General features: G+C 65.1%; 23 protein-coding genes. 11 read left to right on the plus strand and 12 right to left on the minus strand.

The features are described from left to right. Positions 1-2 precede the first annotated feature (2 nt). Entirely contained in the window at positions 3-797 is a 795-nt protein-coding gene (locus tag FPZ61_RS05335) for a metal ABC transporter permease (RefSeq protein ID WP_185465294.1), read from the minus strand. A gap of 71 nt (positions 798-868) precedes the next feature. Here FPZ61_RS05335 and FPZ61_RS05340 point away from each other — a divergent pair, with 71 nt between their 5' ends. Continuing rightward, entirely contained in the window at positions 869-1,282 is a 414-nt protein-coding gene (locus tag FPZ61_RS05340) for a transcriptional repressor (protein WP_185465295.1), read from the plus strand. Between the two features lie 11 nt (positions 1,283-1,293). Here FPZ61_RS05340 and FPZ61_RS05345 read toward each other — a convergent pair whose 3' ends face one another. Then, the gene (locus tag FPZ61_RS05345) at positions 1,294-1,989 is read right to left on the minus strand and encodes a metal ABC transporter ATP-binding protein (RefSeq protein ID WP_185465296.1); all 696 of its coding nucleotides are present in this window, start codon (positions 1,987-1,989) and stop codon (positions 1,294-1,296) included. Between the two features lie 159 nt (positions 1,990-2,148). On the opposite strand from FPZ61_RS05345, the gene FPZ61_RS05350 reads away from it, so the two are divergent. The 4 genes from FPZ61_RS05350 to FPZ61_RS05365 all read left to right on the plus strand — a co-directional run bounded on the left by FPZ61_RS05350 (position 2,149) and on the right by FPZ61_RS05365 (position 7,028). Next, positions 2,149-3,177: a metal ABC transporter substrate-binding protein gene (locus FPZ61_RS05350; protein ID WP_185465297.1), complete on the plus strand. Its 1,029-nt coding sequence runs from the start codon at positions 2,149-2,151 to the stop codon at positions 3,175-3,177. Between the two features lie 767 nt (positions 3,178-3,944). Beyond that, the gene (locus FPZ61_RS05355; RefSeq protein WP_185465298.1) at positions 3,945-5,534 is read left to right on the plus strand and encodes an iron uptake porin; all 1,590 of its coding nucleotides are present in this window, start codon (positions 3,945-3,947) and stop codon (positions 5,532-5,534) included. A 67-nt stretch (positions 5,535-5,601) separates the two neighbouring features. Next, the gene (locus FPZ61_RS05360) at positions 5,602-6,771 is read left to right on the plus strand and encodes a GTP-binding protein (protein WP_255441388.1); all 1,170 of its coding nucleotides are present in this window, start codon (positions 5,602-5,604) and stop codon (positions 6,769-6,771) included. 107 nt (positions 6,772-6,878) lie between these two features. Beyond that, complete coding sequence (locus FPZ61_RS05365) at positions 6,879-7,028, plus strand: hypothetical protein (RefSeq protein ID WP_185474763.1); 150 nt, start codon at positions 6,879-6,881, stop codon at positions 7,026-7,028. A gap of 689 nt (positions 7,029-7,717) precedes the next feature. Here FPZ61_RS05365 and FPZ61_RS05370 read toward each other — a convergent pair. Then, complete coding sequence (locus tag FPZ61_RS05370; protein WP_370593380.1) at positions 7,718-9,412, minus strand: SulP family inorganic anion transporter; 1,695 nt, start codon at positions 9,410-9,412, stop codon at positions 7,718-7,720. Positions 9,413-9,672: 260 nt separating this feature from the next. Here FPZ61_RS05370 and FPZ61_RS05375 point away from each other — a divergent pair, with 260 nt between their 5' ends. Both FPZ61_RS05375 and cysK read left to right on the plus strand, forming a co-directional pair. Continuing rightward, positions 9,673-10,719 (plus strand): calcium/sodium antiporter, encoded by a 1,047-nt coding sequence (locus FPZ61_RS05375; RefSeq protein ID WP_370594267.1) that lies wholly within the window; start codon positions 9,673-9,675, stop codon positions 10,717-10,719. A gap of 48 nt (positions 10,720-10,767) precedes the next feature. Continuing rightward, positions 10,768-11,754 carry a cysteine synthase A gene (gene cysK / locus FPZ61_RS05380; RefSeq protein ID WP_185465301.1) on the plus strand — a complete coding sequence of 329 codons (987 nt, stop codon included), beginning with the start codon at positions 10,768-10,770 and terminating at the stop codon, positions 11,752-11,754. Here the strand turns inward: cysK and FPZ61_RS05385 are convergent. After that, positions 11,688-12,182 (minus strand): hypothetical protein, encoded by a 495-nt coding sequence (locus FPZ61_RS05385; RefSeq protein ID WP_185465302.1) that lies wholly within the window; start codon positions 12,180-12,182, stop codon positions 11,688-11,690. The two genes, cysK and FPZ61_RS05385, sit on opposite strands and share 67 nt — an antisense overlap. A 114-nt stretch (positions 12,183-12,296) precedes the next feature. On the opposite strand from FPZ61_RS05385, the gene FPZ61_RS05390 reads away from it, so the two are divergent. Further along, entirely contained in the window at positions 12,297-13,127 is an 831-nt protein-coding gene (locus FPZ61_RS05390; protein WP_185465303.1) for a lysophospholipid acyltransferase family protein, read from the plus strand. Here FPZ61_RS05390 and FPZ61_RS05395 read toward each other — a convergent pair. Together FPZ61_RS05395 and FPZ61_RS05400 are read right to left on the minus strand one after the other, a co-directional pair. Then, entirely contained in the window at positions 13,115-14,404 is a 1,290-nt protein-coding gene (locus FPZ61_RS05395; protein ID WP_185465304.1) for an FAD/NAD(P)-binding oxidoreductase, read from the minus strand. The genes FPZ61_RS05390 and FPZ61_RS05395 overlap by 13 nt on opposite strands. A gap of 99 nt (positions 14,405-14,503) precedes the next feature. After that, complete coding sequence (locus FPZ61_RS05400) at positions 14,504-14,776, minus strand: hypothetical protein (RefSeq protein ID WP_185465305.1); 273 nt, start codon at positions 14,774-14,776, stop codon at positions 14,504-14,506. A 175-nt stretch (positions 14,777-14,951) separates the two neighbouring features. Here FPZ61_RS05400 and FPZ61_RS05405 point away from each other — a divergent pair, with 175 nt between their 5' ends. Continuing rightward, a complete protein-coding gene (locus FPZ61_RS05405; RefSeq protein WP_185465306.1) occupies positions 14,952-15,539 on the plus strand; it encodes a ferritin in 588 nt (195 codons plus the stop codon). A 33-nt stretch (positions 15,540-15,572) separates the two neighbouring features. Here the strand turns inward: FPZ61_RS05405 and FPZ61_RS05410 are convergent, their stop codons facing one another. The 3 genes from FPZ61_RS05410 to gorA all read right to left on the minus strand — a co-directional run bounded on the left by FPZ61_RS05410 (position 15,573) and on the right by gorA (position 18,136). Next, positions 15,573-15,788: a hypothetical protein gene (locus FPZ61_RS05410; RefSeq protein ID WP_185474770.1), complete on the minus strand. Its 216-nt coding sequence runs from the start codon at positions 15,786-15,788 to the stop codon at positions 15,573-15,575. A 38-nt stretch (positions 15,789-15,826) separates the two neighbouring features. Beyond that, positions 15,827-16,660, minus strand: coding sequence for a response regulator transcription factor (locus tag FPZ61_RS05415; protein ID WP_185465308.1), 834 nt, complete (start codon positions 16,658-16,660; stop codon positions 15,827-15,829). 108 nt (positions 16,661-16,768) lie between these two features. Next, the gene (gene gorA, locus FPZ61_RS05420; protein WP_185465389.1) at positions 16,769-18,136 is read right to left on the minus strand and encodes a glutathione-disulfide reductase; all 1,368 of its coding nucleotides are present in this window, start codon (positions 18,134-18,136) and stop codon (positions 16,769-16,771) included. A gap of 193 nt (positions 18,137-18,329) precedes the next feature. On the opposite strand from gorA, the gene FPZ61_RS05425 reads away from it, so the two are divergent. Continuing rightward, positions 18,330-19,169 (plus strand): Npun_R2479 family HD domain-containing metalloprotein, encoded by an 840-nt coding sequence (locus tag FPZ61_RS05425; RefSeq protein ID WP_185465309.1) that lies wholly within the window; start codon positions 18,330-18,332, stop codon positions 19,167-19,169. 31 nt (positions 19,170-19,200) lie between these two features. On the opposite strand, the gene FPZ61_RS05430 is transcribed toward FPZ61_RS05425, so the two are convergent. Together FPZ61_RS05430 and FPZ61_RS15490 are read right to left on the minus strand one after the other, a co-directional pair. Continuing rightward, complete coding sequence (locus tag FPZ61_RS05430) at positions 19,201-19,980, minus strand: MBL fold metallo-hydrolase (RefSeq protein WP_185465310.1); 780 nt, start codon at positions 19,978-19,980, stop codon at positions 19,201-19,203. A gap of 36 nt (positions 19,981-20,016) precedes the next feature. After that, positions 20,017-20,151, minus strand: coding sequence for a hypothetical protein (locus tag FPZ61_RS15490; protein ID WP_255441389.1), 135 nt, complete (start codon positions 20,149-20,151; stop codon positions 20,017-20,019). Between the two features lie 121 nt (positions 20,152-20,272). Between FPZ61_RS15490 and FPZ61_RS05435 the strand changes: the two genes are divergently transcribed. Beyond that, the gene (locus FPZ61_RS05435; RefSeq protein ID WP_185465311.1) at positions 20,273-21,928 is read left to right on the plus strand and encodes an FAD-dependent oxidoreductase; all 1,656 of its coding nucleotides are present in this window, start codon (positions 20,273-20,275) and stop codon (positions 21,926-21,928) included. Here the strand turns inward: FPZ61_RS05435 and pgeF are convergent. Next, on the minus strand, positions 21,898-22,710 hold the full coding sequence (pgeF, locus tag FPZ61_RS05440; protein ID WP_185465312.1) for a peptidoglycan editing factor PgeF: 813 nt from the start codon (positions 22,708-22,710) through the stop codon (positions 21,898-21,900). The genes FPZ61_RS05435 and pgeF overlap by 31 nt on opposite strands. Positions 22,711-22,712 lie beyond the last annotated feature (2 nt).

The raw sequence follows: 22,712 nt of genomic DNA on the forward strand, positions 1-22,712 counted from the left end.
ACTCAGCCCCTGCGCCGGAGCACCAGCGGCAGCAGCAGCAGGCTCAGCACCCCGATCAGTGGCCCCGGCGGCAGGTTGATGGCTGGCTGAATCGCCAGCACAAAGCCGCAGCCGGCCAGCAGGGCCCCGATCAGGGCCGCCCGCAGCAGGGCCTGGCGCAGGCTGATCGCCCCCTCCAGGGCCAGCAGGGCAGGAGCCGCCATCAGGGCGATCACCAGCACCACCCCCACCGCCGTCATGGCGCTGACCACCGTGAGCGCAGTCACAACGGTGAGCAGCAGGCGCAGGCGTCCCACCGCCAGCCCGGAACTGGCCGCCCCGAGGGGGTCCACACCCAGGAACACCAGCTGGCGGTAGCGGAAGCAGAGCAGCCCCAGCACCGCCAGCAGCGACAGGCCGGTGCGCAGCAGATCCGGCGCTCCGGCAGCGAGCAGATCACCGAAGAGCACCGCTTCGAGGTTCACACGGATGCGCAACAGCGGAATCAGCAGCACCCCAAGGCCCAGGAATCCGGCCAGCACCGTGTTCAGCACCGCCTCATCGCCACGGCCTCCGGAGCTGGCGGGCCGGCTGAAACGCTCCGCCAGCAGGGCGCCGGCCACTCCGCTCACCACCCCGCCCAGACCTGGGTCGAGGCCCAGCGCCAGGGCCACCGCCAGTCCGGGCAGCACGGCATGGGAGATCAGATTGGCCTGGAACAGGCGACCCTGCACCAGCAACAGGGTGCCCGCCAGGGGACAGAGCAGGCCGCTGAGCAGGGCCAGAGCCAGGGGCAGCATCCACCAGGTCGCGGTCATCGGGCTGCTTCTGGGCGGAGGAACTGGGGGGGTCTGCATAGGATCCCGCCCAGGGGCCGGGTCAGACACCGATGGATTCCGAGGCGGACAGCCAGCAGCTCAACGCCAAACAGGTGAGCGTGCTGGCGATGCTGCGCGAGAGCAGCGAGGAACTCTCCGGTCAGGAGCTGCACCAGCGCCTGCGTCTCAACGGCCAGCCGATCGGACTGGCCACGGTCTACCGGCACCTGCGCCAGCTCCAGCGCCTGGGTCTGGCCCGCTGCCGCCACCTGCCCAGTGGTGAGGCCCTCTATGCCCCCCGGGAGCGAGACACCCATCACCTCACCTGCGTGTCCTGCGGCCTGACGCTGCCGCTGGACCACTGTCCGATGCATGGCATCCAGCCCCAGCCCGAGGCGGCCCAGGGCTTTGAGCTGTTGTTCCACACCCTGGAATACTTCGGCCGCTGTCCGCGCTGTCGCCACTCCGCCAGCGCAGACACCTGAACACAGCGCCATCAGCCGCAGCAATGGTTACCCAGGCGCAGGTCGCCAAGGGAGTGGCGCACTGAGGCCGGGGGACCATCGGCCAGCAACCGCCGGTCAATCACCAGCACGCGGTCGTAGGCATCGAGGTCGTGGCCCCAGTCGTGGCTGCTCACCAGCAGAGTGAAGCCAGCATCACGCAATTGGCCCATCACCTGCAGCAACTGGGTGCGGGAGGGGGGATCAATCGCCGCGCAGGGTTCGTCCAGCAGCAGCACCGAAGCGGGCTGCACCAGCAGGCGGGCCAGCAGGGCCCGTTGCTGCTGGCCGCCGGAGAGCTGATCAAGGCGGCGCGAGGCCAGGGCATCAATCCCCACCCGCTGCAGAGCCGCCTCAACGGCGCAGCAGCCGGGGCGGGCCGCCATCAGCCGGCCGAGGCCCACCAGCTCACGCACGCTGATCGGAAAGTGCCAGGCAATTTCCCCCCGCTGAGGCATCAGGGCCAGCTGGCGCCGGGCCCGGCGGGGGGTGAGCGCTGCACCATCGAGCAGGAGTTCGCCGGAGAGCAGGGGGATCTGGCCTTCGATCGCCTGAAGCAGGGTGCTCTTGCCGGCGCCATTGGGTCCCACCAGGGCGGTGAGGGTGCCAGGGTCCAGGCGAAAGCTGATGTCCTCCAGGGCCAGTCCCTCGCCGCGGCGCACGCTGAGATGACGGGCCTCGAGGGCCATCGGCACCGGCAGAGGGGAAACGTTGTCGCAACCTACCGACGACCGAGGCGACCGGCTGCCGCAAGTCCGGTGAGAGCGAGGGCCTGAGAGCGGTCTGAGATGAGAACTGTTATCATTCTTAGGCCTTGCCTGCACTCAGTGCGACGCAGTCCGCCACCCATGGCCCCCGGCCCGGGCCCCTGGCCGTCCCCCTGGGGGAAGCCGCTCCCACCGGCGCTGCTGCTGGTCTGCGCAGGCCTGGGGATTGCCCTGCTGGCCTGCAGCCGAAGCCCGGATCCGCCTCAGGTGGTGGCGGCTGATGGTGTGCTCTGCGATCTCAGCCAGCGGCTGGCCGCCGGCAAGCTGAGTGTGAGCTGCCTGCTGCAGCCCAGCGATGATCCCCACGACTTTCGGCTCCGCCCCGAGCAGAAAGCCCAGATCACCAGCGCCGGGCTGCTGCTGATCAGCGGCTACGGCCTCACCCCGGCCTTGGCGGGTCTGCCGGGGGCGGTGGCCGTGTCCGAGCAGGCGGTGCCCCAGCCCCCCAGACTCACGCCAAAAGGCGACCAAGACCACGCCAGTGATCACAACCACAGCAGCGACAGCGGCCACGATCACGGCGGCCAGGACCCACATCTCTGGCACAATCCCCGCCAGGCGGAGGCCATGGCGGCGGTGATCGCGGACCAACTCAGTCAGCTGGATCCGCCGGCAGCTGAGGGCATCCAGCGGCGCTCCAAGGCCATGGGCGCGCTGCTCCAGCGCCTTGACGCCTGGAATCGGGTCCAGTTCAACTCCATCCCCAGGCCCTGGCCTCCCCTGGCCAGCAGCCACCGCGCCTTCGCCAGCCTGGCTCTGGCCTACGGCCTCGATGAACTGCCCCTGGTGGATGCCACCAGCACCAGTGAGGCACTGCGGCCCGACGCCTTCCGCCAGGTCGTCGAAACTCTCCGTGCCGGCTCCACCCCGCGCCTCTTCGCCGAGCAGAGCCCTCCCGCGAGAACGCTCCAGCGCATCAGCGAACTCAGCGGTGTGCCGATCGCTGCGGTGCCCCTGGCCGCCGATGGCCTGGCCATGGGTCCCGAAGGTCCCCTCAGCCTGATGGCCACCCTGGTGCGCAACACCTGCACGATCGTCGATGGCTGGGGCGGCCGTTGCGACCGCCAGGGGGGTGAGGCCCTGGTACGAGCCTGGTCGCAGATCAACTGATGATCAAGGAGACATGATCAAGGAGTCATGATCAAGGAGTCATGATCACCCAGCGACGTATCTTATCTCACAGAACGTCGTTTTTACTCGACGCAGGGCAATACAAAGTCAGATTCCTTACTAATCTTTTCGTGGACTGTTCGCGGCTCCAATGGTCCAAGCACAGCCTGTCATTGTCTTCGCTCTGGGGGTTGGAATCACTGGCGGAGCAGTGACCCTTCCAGCTGGCCATGTGAACCCCATGGCTGGCGCGACAGCCTCTCAGATGGGACCCGACCGCAATCTCCAACAGGCCTCATTCTCGTGACCATTGCTGGCTGTGCTGCGCAGCGGTGGGCCTGTCATCTACCTGCCGTGCCTGAAAGACCGCCGACCTGGCCTTTGGCAGCCATCAACAACATGTCAGGCTGAATCTTTTACTCTTTTAGGAGCAGAGCGAAGCCCAGATCGCTCAAATGAAGCGCAATCCGATGCCCTGCCTGACCACGGGTGGTAACGCCCAATGGGAGTGGCGTCTTCACTTTGCAGGTCAATACGCTCTCGAATGAGTGGACCAAGTTCTGGGCCGCTGATCCCGAGCCAAAGGAAGGGTGCTGGCCCGCCCCGCCCATCACCAGAGCGACAACGCCAGAGCAACAACCGGCGCAGAACGACGAAGAGTCAAGCGATAATCGTTATCATTCTCATGCCGACTCCTGGGAGACCGACGCGTTGCCTCGACGCCTCGGGCCGGATCCTCCAGGTCACTTTTGAGCCCTTCGCCACCGATGACTCACCTGCTGCTGCGCCTGGTCGCTCCAGTCGCCCTTGCACTGCTGTCCCCTGTTGCCCCCCACCCCTGCCCTGAGGCAATGGCGGCTGAGTTGAACCTCGACGGCATCAATCGATACGCCAACAGCTCCTTCGACAACAGCCAGGACCAGGTCACCAGCATCACCCAGTTCTCGGATGTGCAGCCCACCGAGTGGGCCTACCAGGCGCTCTCGAACCTGATCGAGCGCTATGGCTGCGTCGCTGGCTACCCCGATGGCATCTTCCGTGGCAGGAAGCCGCTGAGCCGCTGGGAAGCCGCTGCTCTGCTCAACGCCTGTCTCGATCGGATCACCGAGGTGACCGACGAACTGCGCGGTCTGCTCAAGGAGTTCGAGAAGGAACTCGCCATCCTGCGCGGCCGGGTCGACAACCTCGAGGCCAAGGTCGGTGAGCTGGAGGCCAACCAGTTCTCCACCACCACCAAACTCAGCGGCCTGGCCACCTTCGTGGTGGGGGCCAATGCCTTCAATGGCAGCTCCAGCGATACCGTGAACGCCGCCCGAGCCGAGGTGGGTGCCACCACGTTCAGCTATGACCTCCAGCTGACTCTCGACACCAGCTTCACTGGCAAGGACCTGCTGCGCACGATTCTGCGGGCGGGCAACTTCCGAGACTCGGCCTTTGGTGGGGCCGGGCCCACCGGAAACCTCTCCGGCCTGGAGATCGCCTTCCAGGAAGCATCGGGTGCCGATTCCCTCGGTATCGACAAGCTCTACTACCAGTTCCCGCTGGGCAGTGGGTTCACCGCGACACTCGGCGGCCGGGTGGGGCAGGAGGACATGCTTGCCCTCTGGCCCAGCGTGTATCCAACCGACACCATCCTGAACGTGCTCACCCTCAACGGGGCGCCGGCGGCCTACAACAAGAATCTCGGCCCCGGAGCCGGCCTCTGGTGGCAGAGCAATGGCTGGAGCGTCAGCGGGAGCTACGTGGCCGCCAACGGCAACCTGGGCAACCCGAACGTGGGGGGGATCGGCACCAGCGCTTCCGCGGGCACCGGTACCGTTCAGATCGGCTACCGCAAGGAGCAGTGGGCTCTGGCGGCCACCTATTCCTATCTGCAGAGCAGCGTGGAGGTGCCTGGCGCCACGCCCTTCGCCAGCACCGCTGGTGCAGAGCCGGGCAGCCACACCAACGCCTTCGGCCTGAGTGGCTACTGGCAGCCCGCCGCCTCAGGCTGGATCCCCTCGATCAGCGCCGGCTGGGGCCTCAACACCACCTCCTACGACGACACCCAGGACGACGGTGCTCTCGCCACAAGCCAGTCGTGGATGCTGGGCCTCCAGTGGAGCGATGTGTTCGCCAGGGGGAACGCTTTGGGCCTGGCGGTCGGCCAGCCTGTGTTTGCAACGGCCCTGCAGGGTGGAGCAACGCCTCAGGATCAGAATTTCGTCTGGGAGTGGTGGTACAGATTCCAGGTCAGCGACTCGATTTCGGTCACTCCGGCCCTGTTCTATCTGAGCCGGCCCCTCGGCCAGGGCACCCCATCAGGGGAGAGCTTCAGCCAGCTGGGAGGCCTGGTGAAGACCAGCTTCCAGTTCTGAGCCAGGCGTCAGACTGCTGCCACACCTTCTAGGCCGCTGCGCTCCCCTGCGGCACCATTCCTTCTCCATGACCACCACCGCCACTCCCGCCAGCTCGAGTCAACCCTCAGCAGCCCCCCTGGTCGCCGGAATTGATCCGGCGCCCAGCTCTCTGCCGGTAACGATCCTCACGGGCTTCCTCGGTGCCGGCAAAACCACCCTGCTGAACCACATCCTCACCAACCAGAGCGGTCTGAAGACCGCTGTGCTGGTCAATGAGTTCGGTGAAATCGGCATCGACAACGACCTGATCATCGCCACCGGTGAAGACATGGTGGAGCTCAGCAATGGCTGCATCTGCTGCTCGATCAACGGCGAGCTGCTGGAAGCGGTGGAGCGGATCCTGGAGCGCCCGGAGCCTGTGGATTATCTGGTGGTGGAAACCACCGGGCTGGCCGATCCCCTGCCGGTGGCGATGACCTTTCTGGGCAGTGAGCTGCGCGACACCACCCGCCTGGATTCGATCATCACCCTGATCGATGCCGAGAACTTCGAAGAGAGCAGCTTCGAGAGCGAAGTGGGCCGCGCCCAGGTGATCTACGGCGACATCCTGATGCTCAACAAGTGCGATCTGGTGCCCGAGCCGAAGTTGCAGCAGCTGGAAAGCCTCCTGCGCAACCTCAAACCGGATGCCCGCATCCTGCGCTCGGTCAAAGGAGACGTGGCCCTGCCGCTGCTGCTGAGCGTGGGCCTGTTCGAATCCGACCGGGTGGTGGACGGAGACGCCACAGTCGCCGCCGAGCCCCAGGGTGCGGACCAGCTCGACCATGGCGACTGTGACCACGACCATGGCCACTGCAGCCACGACCACAGCCATCATGACCACAGCCATCACGCCCATAGCCACGAGCATGATGCGGGATCAGCTGAGCATCCAGCCGATCACCTCGCGATCGAGGGCTTCACCTCGCTCTCCTTCTCCAGCGATGGGCCCTTCGCCCTGCGCAAATTCCAGAATTTTCTCGATAATTTGCTGCCGACGGAAGTCTTCAGGGCCAAAGGGATCCTCTGGTTCAACGAAAGCGAGCGGCGCCACGTCTTCCACCTGGCTGGGAAGCGTTTTTCGATCGACGACGGTGACTGGACGGGTGAGCGCAAGAACCAGCTGGTCCTGATTGGCAAGGATCTGGATCACAAGCGCCTGCGCCGCCAGCTTCAGGCCTGTGTGGCCAAGGACGCTGGCCAGGGCTTCGCCTGAGGCCCTCCCGGAACCCGTACCCATGGCCTGGGAGGGTCCGATCGCAGCATCGGTCACAGCAGGGCCATGGATTCTGGCTAGGTTGTGAGCACCCTGAGCCCTGATCGATGGCCGAACTGCTGCTTGTCTCCAGCGTTCTCGCGCTGTTCGGTCTCGCCTTCTGGCTCACCACCGACTCGGACGACGACAGTGGCGGCGGTGGCATGATGCAACCCGTGCTGGGCCCGGTTCGCGTCTCACGCTCCAACCGCCGCTGATTCCAGGGTCTCTCCCCACAGTCTCCGGGTTCCCACGGCCCCCGCCCCCCATCAATCCACCGGAGCCAGGAGGCCTCGGTGGTTTTTTGCATCTGCAGACCTACTGAATAACGCGGCTGATTCCATGAATTGTGGATCCTGTCTGAACGAGGGGTCCAAATCGATTGGGGTGCTTCTATGTTTGGCCCACTTGAAGTGGAGCAAGAATCAGTCTGTTCGCTTCCAATCAGCCACTTCGACGATCCGTCTGGATGAATTCCCTTGCGCATTGTTGTCCAGTGTTGCAACCACTCATGCGCGGACAGACTCCTGTCCTGAATCTCAAGCCCAATTCGGTATTGCCGACAGGGATGATTTGGTTGATCAGCGATGGCTATGTCAGGCAGGTGACCTGAAATCAGGAAGCTGAGTTGATCACCTTGATGCTCTCTGGGGGCCCGGTGATCTAATTCTCGGAACTCAGACAACATCTGAATGCCGTAACGAGACCTGCGCGCTCTCCCATCTGTACCTCGAAAGTCGCCGTCCAAGGGCCGATGACCGACTGATCCACAAGTTGCGTTGGATGGCTGCCCAGTTTGGACGGGTCAACAGCATGGGCCACAGTCATTCGATGGAGGAGATGAATCTGACCCACCGGGACAGGGGGACCTCCTGCTTCCGCACTCCTGAGCTGATCACTGACCTGATCAGACCGCTCCAGCCGTGGTTTCCAACGCATCCGCCAGGGCTTCAGCCCGGCTCATTTCCACGTGGTCGGAGGGCAGAAGACCAAACACCTTGAGGCTCCTGAGGCGCTTGAGGGTGCTCCCTTCAGCCCCCACCAGGTAGACATTGCGCTGCTTCTCGATCGCCTCCTTCACGGCATTCTCGAGAGCCAGGGATGCGGTCACCCCCATGTGAGACACTTCGCTGAGATCGAACACGATTGACTGACACTCCTTGATGGCATTGTGCTCGCGGGAGATCGTTTTAGCCAGACCAAAGATCATCGGACCGATCAACTGAAAGAGGAGAACCTTGCCGCCTCCCTGATCGAGAAGAGCCTTTTCATTCTCTGGCAAATTGAGGTCATCGTCGGCGGTACTGATTGCCTTCACCGACTTCGTCTCCAGGGTGCTCATCTTCTCGATCGTGAGGATGTTGGCCACGAAGATGCCGACACCTACGGCCACGATCAGATCCACAAGGACAGTGAGCAGGATCACGCCATACATGATCATCGCCCCCTTGATCGACACATGGTGGGCGCGGCGCAGGAAGCTCCAATCGATGATGTCGATGCCGACCTTGAGGGCAATGCCAGCCAGCACGGCCATCGGGATGGAAGCAGCCAGACCGGAAGCCCCCAGGATCACCAACATCAGCACCAGGGCTCGGGTGATGCCGGAGAGCGCCGATCGTGCACCCGTCTGGATGTTCACCACGGTGCCCATGGTGGCTCCTGCACCGGCAATGCCGCCGAACAGACCGGAGACGATGTTTCCCAGTCCCTGGCCGATCAGTTCCTTGTTGGAGTTGTGCTCCGTGCGGGTGATGCTGTCGGCCACCACGGAGGTGAGCAGGGCATCGATGCAGCCCAGCAGACCCAGCACCAGGGCATCCACCACCATCAGCTTGAACAGATCAGGCTCGAACTGGGGGACCACAAGTCGGGGGAAGCCGCTCGGAATCTCACCGATGCGCCGAATCGCTTCCGCCTCAGGGCCACTGCCGGCATTGAGCACAGTGAGGGAGAGCAGGGTTCCCACCACCAGGGCTACCAGCTGGGGTGGGGCGAAGCGCTTCACCTGGGCCGGCGTGAACCAGATGATTGCCAGGGTGACGACCGCCAGGATCACCTCCGCCGGCCTCGCCCCGGCAAGGAGCTGGGGCAGGGCTGAGAGGGTTCCCATCACTCCGCCCTTGGGGATGGCCTGACCCAGGAAGGGACCGATCTGAAGAATGATCAGGATGAAGCCGATGCCGGACATGAAGCCCGAGATCACCGTGTAGGGCATCATCGTGATGTAGCGGCCCAGCTTCAGGATCCCGAAGAGGATCTGGAATGCCCCGGCCATCATCACCACGGTGAAGGCCATCGCCAGACCCGTTTCGGGGTTGGAGGCCTGCGAGGTCAGGCTGGCGATCACCGTCGTCATCACCACCGTCATCGGGCCCGTGGGCTCCGAGATCAGGGTGGGGGTCCCGCCGAAGAGCGCGGCAAACAGCCCCACCAGCACGGCCCCCCAAAGGCCTGCAACCGCACCGGCTCCTGAGGCCACGCCGAAGGCCAGGGCCATCGGCAGAGCCACAACAGCCGCAGTGACACCGCCGAAGACATCCCCTTTGATGTGTTGCGAACTGATCTGATTCAGCCAGGTCAGTGGGCGGGCGATTGCCACTCGTTCCCCTCACATGAATGGGGCGAACCTTAAGGTCCGGGGGGGACCGCGCTCCTTGCGGTCCACTCGATCGGCTCAGCTTGTGACAATCCACAGCCTTTGTGCCCCAGAGCACAGCCGATCCATCAGAGCCGTTCGCTTCCAGCCACCTGTTCAGGCGATCGGCAATCGGCTGCTGCGTCCTGGTCGTCAGAAGGCAGAATCAGGTTCCACGAGGAGCCACCTTGCTGAGTGTGATCGAGGTCGTGGTGGGCATCCTGATGCTCTTCGGCGGCGGCGAACTTTTCGTTCAGGGCTCAGTGGCTCTCGCCCTGTTGTTGGGAGTTCCTCAGCTGGTCATCGGTCTCACCGTGGTGGCCCTGGGCACCAGCGCCCCTGAGTTGTTCGTCAGTCTGATCTCCTCCTTCCAGGGCATCGACGATCTGGCGCTGGGCAACGTGGTGGGCAGCAACATCTTCAACGTGCTGGTGGTGCTCGGCATCAGCGCCGTGATCCTGCCGATGCGGGTGCACAGCCGCCTGATTCGCCGGGATGTGCCTCTGCTGCTGGCGGTGTCCATGGCGGTCTGGGGCATGGCCTCGGCTGGGCGGGTCACCTGGCAGGCCGGCCTGGCCCTGCTGTTCGCCCTGGTGATCAACACCATCTGGGAAACGCGCACGGCCCGGGAAGAGCAGGCCGAAGACCACAACGGAGTCGATCCGGCTGACGCGCACGGCGGCTATGGCCCAGCCCTGATCCGACTGGCTGCCGGGCTGGGCCTGCTGGTGTGGGGATCCCAGATCCTGGTGAAGGGCGCCTCCGCGATCGCTCTGGGCCTGGGGGTGAGTCAGACCCTGATCGGCCTCACGATCGTGGCGGCCGGCACATCGATGCCGGAGCTGGTGACCTCGATCATGGCGGCCATCAGGGGCAAGACCGATCTCGCCATCGGCAATGTGGTGGGCAGCAACCTGCTCAATCAGCTCCTGATTCTTGGAAGCTGCGCCTTCGTTTCCGGAGGGCGAGGGCTGTCTGTCGATCCCGCCTTGATTCGCTCGGATCTGCCGATCATGGTGGCCACCACCGTGGCTCTGCTGCCCATCTTCTGGACCGGAGGTGAGATTTCCCGACGGGAAGGGGTGTTGCTGGTGGGCCTCTACGGCCTCTACATGGTGGAGCAGATCCTTCCCCTCACTGCGCCCGACCTGGCCTCCCCTCTGCGCAGCTTCAGCCTTTTCGTTGTGATTCCTGTGTTGGTGGCCCTGCTGGCGATTCGGGTGTGGCACCACTGGCATCAGGACCAGAGAGAGGCCTGGCAGGACAATTGATCTTCACGGCCCGAGGGTGCGAAGGTGCACGAAGTTCCCGTGTCCTCGATGGCATCGATTTTCGCTGACAGCAGCCTGAGCATCGGCCGCACCCCCCTGGTGAAGCTGAACCGGGTGGTCGGTGACAGCCGGGCGACGGTGCTGGCCAAAATTGAAGGGCGCAATCCCGCCTATTCGGTCAAGTGCAGGATCGGTGCCGCCATGATCTGGCAGGCCGAGAAGGATGGGCGGCTCGGACCCGGCAAGGAGCTGATCGAGCCCACCAGCGGGAACACCGGCATCGCCCTGGCCTTCGTGGCTGCATCCAGGGGCATCCCCCTCACCCTGACGATGCCCGAATCGATGAGCCTGGAGCGCCGCAAGCTGCTCACCGCTTATGGCGCGCGGCTCGAGCTCACTGAGGGCAAGCTCGGGATGACCGGCGCGGTGGGCCGTGCCCATGAAATCGCCGCTTCCGATCCCGATCGCTATGTGCTGCTCCAGCAGTTCGCCAATCCCGCCAACCCCCAGATTCACCACGACACCACCGGACCGGAAATCTGGGACGACACCGACGGCCATGTGGATGTGCTCGTGGCAGGGGTCGGCACAGGCGGCACCATCACCGGGGTCAGCCGCTACTTCAAGGCCACCCGCGGGCAGTCGCTGCTCTCGGTGGCCGTGGAACCTGTGAACAGCCCTGTGATCGCCCAGGCCAAGGCCGGCGAGCCACCCCAGCCCGGCCCCCACAAGATCCAGGGGATCGGCGCCGGCTTCGTCCCTGAAAACCTTGATCTTCAGATGGTGGATCGGGTCGAGGCGGTCAGCGACCAGGAAGCCGTGGCCATGGCCAGGCGGCTGATGCGCGAAGAGGGCATCCTGGCAGGCATCTCCTGCGGAGCCGCCACGACGGCCGCCCTTCGCCTGGCTGCCGAGGAGAGCTTCGCAGGCAAGACGATCGTGGTGGTGCTGCCCGACTCCGGAGAGCGCTACCTCAGCTCGGTGCTGTTCGAAGGGGTGTTCGATGCGGCCGGCCTGGCTCCAGCCGGCCGGTAGTCGCGCCACCAGCACCATGCCTCGCGGTTGATCAGCAGCCCGATCACCACCAGAACCAGCATCAGTGCCACCTGATCCCCCCTCGAGTCGGGCACCAGGATGTCGGCCACCAGATGGGGAAGATTGGTGAGGGTGTACACCACGCTCAGCCAGAAGTGAAGCCTTCGCCACGACCGCCAGGGCTCAGGGTGCCGGGGATCACTGGCGCTGTAAGCCAAAAGCACCACAGCGATCACGGGCACCAGGAAATAGAGCATCATCCCGGTGAACAGCAGCGGCAACCGTTCCTGGGCCAGATGGCTTTCGATCTCCGGCGAGAGTCCATGGAACAGGGGCATCAACCCCAGATCCACGTGGAAGAGCATGCAGAGCAGCCAGGCCAACCACAGGGCCCGCAGCCGCAGGGGACGGTCGATCGCAGCTGTCATGGCCAACGGTGGTGTTGATCTCAGTCTGGCCAGAGTGGCAGGTGCAGCCAACAGAAACCTTGGCGCCCTCGGCCGTCGCCCCTAGGGTCAGGGCCTTGCTCCGACCCCATTCCCATGCCTGATGGCCCCCCGGCGTTCGCCGCGCCCGGAGCCGAGCGGGATCCGAGGGTGATCCAGCGCCTGCTTCCACTCTGGGACTGGCTTTACCAGCACTATTTCCGGGTGAGCACCAGTGGCTGGGAGCGGATTCCGTCAGCAGGCCCGATGCTGCTGGTGGGCTCCCACAACGGTGGCCTGGCCAGTCCTGATCTGCCGATGCTGATGCGCGACTGGTTCCGGCGCATCGGTCTGGAGCGGCGCGTGTACGGCCTCGCCCACCCCAAGGTCTGGCAGGTGTTCCCCCAGGCGGCGCAACTGGCCGCCCGCACCGGGGCGATTCCCTACTACCCCCGGCTGGCCAAGGCCGTGCTGGAGCGGGGCGACAGCCTGTTGGTGTTCCCCGGTGGGGGCCAGGATGCCTTCCGTCCCCATCGGCTTCGCCAGACCATCCAGTTCAGGGGGCGCACCGGCTTCATCCGGCTGGCCCTGTGGCACGACGTGCCGATCGTGCCGCTGATCTCCTGGGGCAGCCACGACACCCTGATCGTTCTCGAGGACTGCTACGAACCGATGCAGCGCTGGCATCAGCGCGGCCTTCCCTGGCTGTTCGGCATCGACCCCGAGGTGTTTCCGCTCTACCTTGGGCTGCCCTGGGGCCTGGCCGTGGGCCCGCTGCCCAACCTGCCCCTGCCCGCCAAGATCCACACCCGCGTCTGCCGGCCGATCCGCTTCGAGCGCAGTGGCCATGCCGCCAGCCGTGACCGGTCTTACGTGCAGTCCTGCTACGCGCGGGTGGTGGCGGAGATGCAGGAGCAGCTCGATGAGCTGGCCGATCAGCCCTTGTAGGCCAGTCCGAGGGCCTGGACCAGGGGTTTGAGGGGCTTGAGGAAGCGGCTTTCATGCGGCCGACCCTTGAGCATCCGGTTCCAGTAGATCCAGGGCAGGCCCTTGGTCTTCATCAGCCACATGCTCCAGCGCTCGCGGGTGGGGTCGATCTGGAAGGAACTCACGGGCTCCAGGTCATAGTCGAACTCGGCCATCACCACCTTGTCGTAGCCGGTGATCAGCGGGCAGACGCTGTAGCCGTCGTAGCGGGCCTGCAGGGGCTTGCCGGCGAGGTGGGCCAGCAGATTGGCGACCAGCACGGGGGCCTCACCCCGCACCGCCCCGGCGGTCTTGGAGGTGGGCAGCGACGACACATCCCCCAGGGAGAAGACGTTGGGGTAGCGGACGTGCTGGGTGCTGAACTTGTCGACTTCCACCCAGCCGCCGGGAGCACTCGTGGCCAGTGGGCTATCGGCAATGACGTCCGGGGCCGCCATCGGCGGCACCGCATGGATCATCGAGAATGGGATCTCCTCGCGGGAGATTGTCCCCTCCGGATCGCTGACCTCGAAGACCGCCACCTGCTCATCGGCCCTGATCTCCTTGAGGTTGTGGCGAAGCAGCACCTGGATGCCCCGTTCCTCCACCACTTTCTTCAGCACCCGGGCATAGACAGGAACACCGAAGAGGCCGGGCCCTGCGGTGGCGAACACCACCTTGGTGTTCACTCCCACCCCGCTGGTGGCCTTGAAGATGTCGTCGGCCATGTACATGATCTTCTGGGGAGCTCCGGCGCACTTGATCGGTGTGTCCGGGTAGGTGAAGATCGCGGTGCCGCCCTGGAAGCTGCGGATGGTCTCCCAGGTGTAGGGGAGGTGCTCACGGGAGTAGTTGCTGGTGACCCCCTGGCGACCGAGTGCATCCTTCAGACCCTTGATGCGTTCCCAGCACAACTGCAGGCCGGTGGCCACCACCAGGGCGTCGTAGGAGATGGTGTCACCGTCAGTGGTGATCACCTGGTTGGCTTCAGGCTCAAAGCGAGCCGCCGCCGCTTGAATCCAGCTGCAACCGGTCGGAATCAGCTCAGCTTCTTCACGTCGGGTCTGCTCCCGCGTCATCATGCCTCCCCCCACCAGGGTCCAACCGGGCTGGTAGTAGTGATCGGTGCAGGGCTCCAGGATCGCCACATCCAGTCCGCTCTGGGCAAGAAGCAACTGGCTTGCCACCGTGATTCCCGCCGCGCCTCCTCCGACAATCAGGATCTGGTGGTGCTGCCGCGACTGGCTCGAAGGACGCATGTCATCTGATCTCACCGCTCCTGTCTAGGGCCCGAAGCAGCCCCTCGCCAACGGGCTGTGGGCGTCCTCCCACCCATGGCCGCACGCTCTCCCGATCGATCAGACCAGAGAGGCCAAGGTGAAAAGACGGCGATTGCGCCGCATGACCTCATGCAACAACGCCACTTCCCAGTGGATTGAATCCAGCGACTCGACCATCAGCTCGGCATGCCGTGCCATGGCGTTGGCCTGCAGGCGCAGATGCAACAGGTGGTGCTCCAGCCGGGCCCGGAGCTGAGGATTGGAGCAGGTGCTGAGATCCTTGATGGCCTGACGACTGCGAACCCCGAGACACCAGCACAGGCGTGTGAGGGAGGCAAGATCGGCCGGCATGGCCGCTGGTTCGAAGCGATCCGGAATCATGCGGGAGTTCGACTTCACGCAGAGGTTGGGGAGGAGCCTAGGGGGTCCGGTTCAGGACCAGCCGGGGGGTCCTGCGGGGACAGAGATGGATGTCAGGCAGGGGTGCCGGCTCCCTTTGTAGGGTGGTTGTCGTGAAATGGACCTCATGGTGATCAGCAACCCTGTCAGCGCCGGCAGCAGCGCCGGCAGTCTGTCCGCGGCTCCCCTTCTGCCACGTCGGCCAGTCGCGCAGGAGATGGAGGCTGAATTGCACCAGGGTTTGTGCAATCATCTCCAGATGGAATTGATGGCCAGTTACACATACTGGTCACTTGGTGTGTGGTTCATCCAGCGTGAGTTGAACGGATTCGCCGGCTACGCCAGAGCTGAATCTGATGGTGAGAGGATCCATGCTGGGCTGTTCGTCGATTATCTGGTGGCCCGCTCTCAGCCTGTTGAGCTGGCCGCCCTGCCCCAGCCCCGGCAGACATGGACGAACGTTGAGGACGTGCTCGTGTCGGTCTTCGAGATGGAAGCCGAAGTCACCACTTCGTTGCAGCAGTTGTACAGCCTGGCCGAGCGTTGCGGCGATTACCGTACGTCCATCTTTCTGGATCCGATGATCAAGAGCCAGGTGGATGCAGAGAACGAAGTCGCGCACCTGCTTGCTCAGGTGCGCCACTGCGGCACCGATTTCGGTGCCTTGATGATCCTGGATCAATCCCTGAACGCGCCGGCAGCGGCTGCGGCCTGAACCGAACCTGAAACCCGGACCCTGCAGAGGCCCTCAGTCGCGACCGCAGCGGCAGCGGCCACCCTTCCAGTTGGAGCATTTCTTGGCTTTGCAGCCTTTGCTCTTCGATTTGGCCATGGCCATCACCGGGCAGGTCACCCGCTCCAGGCAAGGATCGATCGAGGGACAGACGTCGTTCACGGCAGGAAGGGTCGGAGTGGAGAAATCCTCGATCCATCCAAGCGCGGCTGAACAGGTGGTCGCGTACAAACACCACCGGCTGGTGTGATCAATGTGACATCGGCGTCTCAGGCCCTGCGCCGCCGCCCCCTCTGCTCCAGGCGCAGAGGGGGCGCGGCGCTGATCCCAGCAGCCGGGTCGAAGATCTCTCCCACCAGAGCGAGGCCAGCCTGAGCGCCATCGGCCGGCTGAGCAGGATCAAGGGGAAGATCCAGGCAGTAGCCGATTCCGTAGATCGCTTTGATGTGGGCCGGTCTATGGCGGTCAACCTCCAGCTTTCCGCGCAGGTGGCGGATGTGGGTCCGGATGCATTCCACGTCCTTCTCGGGCCCATAGCCCCAGATCTCCTTCAGGATCACAGCCCAGGGCACCACCTGGCCATGACGCTGCAGCAGGCAGTGGAGGAGTTCGAATTCGGTGCGTGTCAGCCGGATGGGACTTCCGTACCAGACAGCCTCATAGCGCTCAGGCACCAGGGTGAGCGGTCCGTAGCTGAGCACTTCGGAGGCCCGCACCAGCTGGGGTGTGGTGGCACGTCCGCGGAGCAGTGCCTTGACCCTGGCCAGAAGCTCCTCCGGGGCGTAGGGCTTGGTCAGGTAATCGTCGGCACCGGAGTTGAAGCCTCTCAGCTTGTCATCGAGGCTGCTGAGGGCGGTGAGCACCAGCATGGGCGTTCGGCTGGTGCGCCGATCGCGCCGCAGCCGCTGCATGATCGTCAGCCCATCGATTCCCGGCAGCAGCAGCTCCACCACGATCAACTGGGGATTGGCCTGCAGGGCCATGGCCTGGCCTTGATGGCCATCATCGGCCACAAGCACATGAAAGCCCGCATCGTGAAGCTGGGTGGCCAGGCGATCACGGCCAACCCTTTCATGGTCGATGAGCAGAACGAGGGCCGACATTGGACCGGTGCGTCACCGTGGTCTTGAGTTCTCCACGAAAGTAGTCAATTTTGCCGATGTCTCCATCCGCTGACACCATCGTGGCCCCAGTGACCCTCCAGGATTCCCTCACTCGGGCATCGTCACAAATTCTTCAGACACGGTGGGATGCAGCGCCATGGTGCGATCGAAGTCGGCCTTGGTCGCCCCCATGCCGATGGCAATCGCAGCCATCTGAATGATCTCGGCTGCGTGCTCACCCACCATGTGGCAGCCCAGCACCCGGCCTGAAGCCACCTCCACCACCAGCTTGAGCAGGCAACGGGGTCCACTCTGGGGCAGCGCCTGGGCCATGGAGCGAAAGCGAGCCCTGTAGAGGCGCACTCCGTCGGGGCCGTAGCGGGCGAGGGCCTGTTCTTCGCTCAGCCCCACCGTGGCCAGCTCCGGCTGGCTGAACACGGCACTGGCCACCAGGTCATGGTCCACCTGGCGGGGGCGGCCGCCGTAGAGGCTGTCGGCGAACGCACGGCCCTCATCCACCGCCACAGGCGTGAGGTTGATGCGGTCGGTGATGTCCCCCACGGCGTAGATGTGGGGCACGTTGGTGCGCTGATCACCGTCCACGGGGATGCGCTCAGCATCGATGCGCACGCCGGCGGCTCCCAGCTCCAGACCGGCCAGGAAGGGCTTGCGGCCGGTGGCCAGCAGCACGCCACCGCAGGGTTCCTGGAGCCCGTCGCTGGTGGTGGCGATCAAATCACCGGGTTGGCCGGAAATGGCCGTGAGGGTCTGGGCGAAGTGGAGGTTGATGCCGGCGGCTTCCATGCCCTCGCGCACCACGTCGCTGAGTTCCATGTCAAAGCCGCGCAGCAGGTGATCCCCGCGCACGAACTGGTCCACCACCACACCGAGACCATGAAGGATGCAGGCGAATTCACAGGCGATGAAGCCTCCGCCCACGATCAGCACCCTCTGGGGCAGGTCTTCCAGCAGAAACATGTCATCGCTGACCCAGCCCAGCTCAGCCCCAGGGATCGCAGGGCGGTGCGGTCGCCCTCCCGCAGCGATCAGTACGCGTGCCCCGTGCAGCACCCGTCGACTGCCGTCAGGACGGCTGACCTCCACGTGATGGGCATCCAGAAAGCGCCCCCATCCAGTGACCAGTTCCACCCCGGCGCGCTCGAGGAAGCCGATGTGCAACCCATTGAGCCGGTCCACCTCAGCGCGGACCGCCGCCAGCAGTCGTCCTGGATCGCAACGAGACTCCCCCACGCTCCAGCCGTAGCTGGCCGCATCGGCCAGCAGGTGCCGATAGGCCGATCCATAGACCAGCAGTTTCTTGGGCACACAGCCCCGGATCACGCAGGTGCCGCCCACCCGATCCCCTTCCACCACAGCGACCCGGGCCCCATGGCCGGCGGCGCGTTTGGCGGCGGCCAGCCCACCTGATCCAGCCCCGATCACCACCAGATCGAAGTGGTCGCTCTCAGCGCCCACTGTTTTGTCGCGCCAGGTTTCAGGGTCAGAGGCGCGCTCGATGGCGGCATCGACAGGGGTGGTGGTCACGGCCGAAGGTGCTGCAATCCATCCAGGATGACGGATCGGAGCCCGGCCAGCGATCCGTGCAACGGCTATGGGTGATGCCTAACTTGAAACGACGAAGCCGGCGGGTTGTCCGTCTCCAGAAACGATGTTCAACGCGACTCGGTTGATGATCAAAGACGTGCAGGAGCGTCTGATCGCCACCTACCGATCCTCCTACGGCACGCTCAAGCGGGAGTACGAGGAAATCATTTCCTGGGCAGCCTCGATGGCCCTTGAGAACATCGCCACCGGGGATGCGCTCTACCACGACGTTGAGCACACCATCATGGTGACCCTGGTAGGGCAGCACATCCTTTACGGCAAGCATCTTCGCGAAGGGGGCATCACCCCCGACGACTGGTTGCATTTCACGATTTCGCACCTCTGCCACGACATCGGCTACATCAAGGGAGTCTGCCGTGACGACGAGGATGGCTTCTATGCCACGGGGGTGGATGGCGGATCAATCAGCCTGAAGGAAGGCGCCACCTGTGCCGCACTCACCCCCCACCACATCGATCGCGGCAAGCTGTTCATCGAGGAGCGCTTTGGTGGCCACGGGCTGATTGATGCGGAAACGATCAAGCGCAACATCGAGCTCACCCGATTCCCTGTTCCAGCCTCCACCGACCACCAGTGCACCACCCACATGCCCGGTCTGGTGAGGGCCTCTGACCTGATCGGCCAGCTGAGCGATCCCCGCTATCTCAACAAGATCCCCGCCCTGTTCTGGGAATTCGAGGAAACAGGTGTGAACAAGGTGCTGGGTTGTGAAAATCCCGGCCAGCTGCTCAAGGCCTATCCCACCTTCTACTGGGGCCAGGTCTTCCCCTACATCAGGACGGCAATTCCTTACCTGGAGCTGACCCAGGCCGGCAAGGACATTCTTGCCAACCTTTACGGGAACATCTTCATGGTGGAGCACGAGCTGCTGACGATGCCCTGAGCGGCCCAGGGCCTCTGCTGAACTGGCGATCTCAGATCTCCATCAGGTCGTAACTCACCCCTGGCACCGGATCGATCAAGCGAGAGCTCGGCCCAGGCTCTGAATCGGCTCTGCTGGGTTCATGGCGGGACTCCACCATCCTGGCCGCCAGTTCAACGCTGCCCTTCTGCCAGAGAATCCTGGTCAGGGCACCCTCGTAACGCACCTCACCGCCAGTGGTGCTGGCCAGCACCACCCTGGGCTGAAACCGCTCGAGCACCTCTGGGAGCACCTGCATTCCCTTCACGAAGGCCCCCACCAGGGGCAGGCCCAGATCGAGCACAGGCGTGACCACGGCATCCAGAGGCTGGGCCGGCAGGTCGCCGGAGAGGTAGCCATGGGGTTCCACGTAGAGGCTGCCTTTGGGGTGTTCCAGCAGGTAGCCGTTTTCCACCTGAGGCACGGGTGCCCCTGCGCTGGCGGTGACGGTCAGCTCACCGGCCTGGTGCCGCTCCCCAGGGGCAAGGGACGTCACCGACAGGAAGCCCAGTCGGCGAGCGCGTTCGGCGGCGCTGGCGGACCCCACCACCGGCAGGGAGGGATCCAGCAAGGCCAGGGTCGGCGCGTGGCAGTGGTCGGGCAGTCCCTGGGTGAGCAGCAGCAGATCCAGGCGCTCAGGAACAGGCCAGGGCTGGTTCAGCTCGGCCCTAAAAAACCAGGGACCGGGCGGAAACTCCAGGGGCCCCGTCAGCCAGGGGTCGAGCAGAACGCGAAATCCGGCGAAATCGAACAACCAGCCATTCGCGCCGAAATACGTGGCCTGCAGTGCCATGGCGTCAGAGCTCAGGGGCCGCTGGGGAGGCTGAAGCTAGGAGGCAGCCAGGCGCAGCCGTGGCTGGGCCTCGCGGGCGCAGAGGCGCCAGAGCATCAAAGCGAGGGCGCTGCATCGCAGCAGGCTGAGAACGGCCAGGCCAACGCAGAGCGGGCAGTGGGCAAGACCCATGGAATGGAGCGCTGCGGCAGAGGTTTGTTGGATCCAGCCTGACAGCCCTGCTGGGCAGGAGGGGGCAACCTGCTGGAATGCAGGGACAAGCGACACGCCCCCCAGGGACCAGGCAGGCATCGTGCTGCGGCTGAGCGAACTCAGACTCCCCCTCGACCACACCGACGACGACGTGCGCCAGGCGGTGCTGAAGCGTCTGGGCATCCCGGCAAGGAGCCTGCGGAGCTGGACGGTGGTCAGGCGCAGCGTCGATGCGCGCAAGAAGAACGCCATTCGCCTCAGCTACAGCCTTGACCTGGACGTGGCTGATCCCAAGGCTCTCCTGGAGCGCTGGACGAAGGATCCCCATCTCCGCCCAGCTCCCGACACCTCCTACCAGTACGTGATTCGCCTGGAGCCCGGGGCGGCAGAGCGGCAGGAACGGCCGATCGTGGTCGGCGCCGGGCCCTGTGGCTACTTCGCCGCGCTGGTGCTCGCCCAGATGGGCCTGCGGCCTCTGTTGCTGGAGCGGGGGAAGCCGATCAAGGAGCGCACGGCCGACACCTTCGGTTTCTGGCGGGGTCAGCGCCAATTTGATCCGGCCTCGAACGTGCAGTTCGGCGAGGGCGGGGCCGGCACTTTCTCCGACGGCAAGCTCTACAGCCAGGTGCGGGACCCCCGCCACCTGGGGCGGAAAGTGCTGGAGGAACTGGTGGCCTGCGGAGCGAATCCGGAGATCCTGACGCTCCACCGCCCCCACATCGGCACCTTCAAGCTGGCCACGGTGGTGCGGGGTCTGCGCAGCCGCATCGAAGCGCTGGGTGGGGAGATCCGCTTCAACAGCCAGGTGGTGAGCCTCGCCACCGAAGCTGCGGCCGGGGGCCAGCGGGTCTGCGGCGTGGTGCTCGCCGACGGCTCCTGCCTCACGGCCCACCACGTGGTGCTGGCGGTGGGCCACAGCGCCCGTGACACCTTCGCCAGCCTGCATGACCAGGGTGTGAGCCTCGCCCCCAAACCCTTCTCGATCGGGGTGCGGCTCGAGCATCCCCAGTCGCTGATCGACCGGGCCCGCTGGGGGGCCTGCGCCGGCCACCCGCAGCTGGGGGCGGCGGAATACAAACTCGTTCACCACCTCAGCGATGGCCGAAGCGTCTACAGCTTCTGCATGTGTCCCGGTGGGCTGGTGGTGGCGGCGGCCTCCGAGCCCGGCCACCTGGTCACCAACGGCATGAGCCAGCACTCCCGCAACGAGCGCAATGCCAACAGCGGCATCGTGGTGAGCCTGGAGCTCGAGGATCTGCTTCCCTACGGCCGGGGGCCAGACGACCCCCTGGCCGGGGTGGCCTTCCAGCGCCACTGGGAAGCGAAGGCCTTTGCCCTCGGTGGCGGCACCTACCGGGCTCCTGTGCAGAGGCTCGACGATTTCCTCGCAGGTGGGGGTGTGAGCCGGGCTCCTGGCTCGATCCAGCCCTCCTACGCCCCCGGGACCACACCAGCCGATCTGAGCGTCTGCCTGCCGAATTTCGCTGTCCAGGCCCTGCGGGAGGCGATCCCGGCCTTTGAGCGCAGCATTCCCGGCTACGCCATGGACGACGCCATGCTCACCGGAGTCGAAACCCGCACCTCGTCGCCGGTGCGGATTCCAAGGGGGCCGGATCTGCAGAGCGTGAACACCCGCGGCCTCTACCCGGCAGGGGAAGGGGCCGGCTACGCCGGTGGCATCCTCTCGGCCGGCATCGATGGCATCCGGGTGGCGGAGGCGGTGGCTCAGGCCTGGGCAACGATGCCGCTCCACTGAACGGCCTTGACCTGATCACGGCGCCAGGAGTGAAACATCAGCGGCTCCCCCACTGTGCAGAGAGGGCAGAGGCGGAGTTGCTCCGCCTCTAGTCCGGCGTTCAGCAGCTGGGAACGGGCGGCCTTGCGGATGTCGAGGCGGCAGCGATCCCCAGGGAACTCCAGGGAAGATTCGGGCGTCAGACCCCCTGCTGCCATCAGGCTCTGCAGGGGATCCTCTCCAGGGGCGCAGCAGGCGCTGGCCACCTGCAGGGCCACATCCTGCTTCACCTGGTAGGCCTCACCCCGCACGGCCGGCCCCAGAGCCAGCACCAGATCGGAGCGCCGGCTGCCCGAGCGCTCCAGCGCTTCGATCGCTGCCGGCAGGATTCTGGAGGCCACCCCACGCCAGCCGGCGTGGCACGCGGCCACGGAGCCCCGGGCCCGATCGGCGATCAGCACCGGGGTGCAGTCGGCGCCGCAGACCCAGAGCGACTGACCACCGCCATCACTGACCAGCCCATCGCCTTCTGGCCAGGGTTCTGCGGCGGCCTCGCTGGCGGGCAGCACCAGGGAACTGTGAATCTGACGGGTGCGGTGCACCGAAACCCCGGCAGTGATCGCAGCGGCCAGCTCCTGGGGACCACGCCCACTCCACTGACGGGTGAAGAAGCCATGCTCGAACTCCCCCAGCAGATCGCACTGGAGGACATAGCCGCCATAGGTTCCCACCCAGGTCCAGCCGTCCAGGGCGTTGAAGCCCACATCGGGGCGATCAAACGGGGGATCGACGGCCTCAGCCACGG

Source organism: Synechococcus sp. BSA11S (assembly GCF_014224355.1).
In the GTDB taxonomy this organism is placed as follows: Bacteria; Cyanobacteriota; Cyanobacteriia; order PCC-6307; family Cyanobiaceae; genus Regnicoccus_A.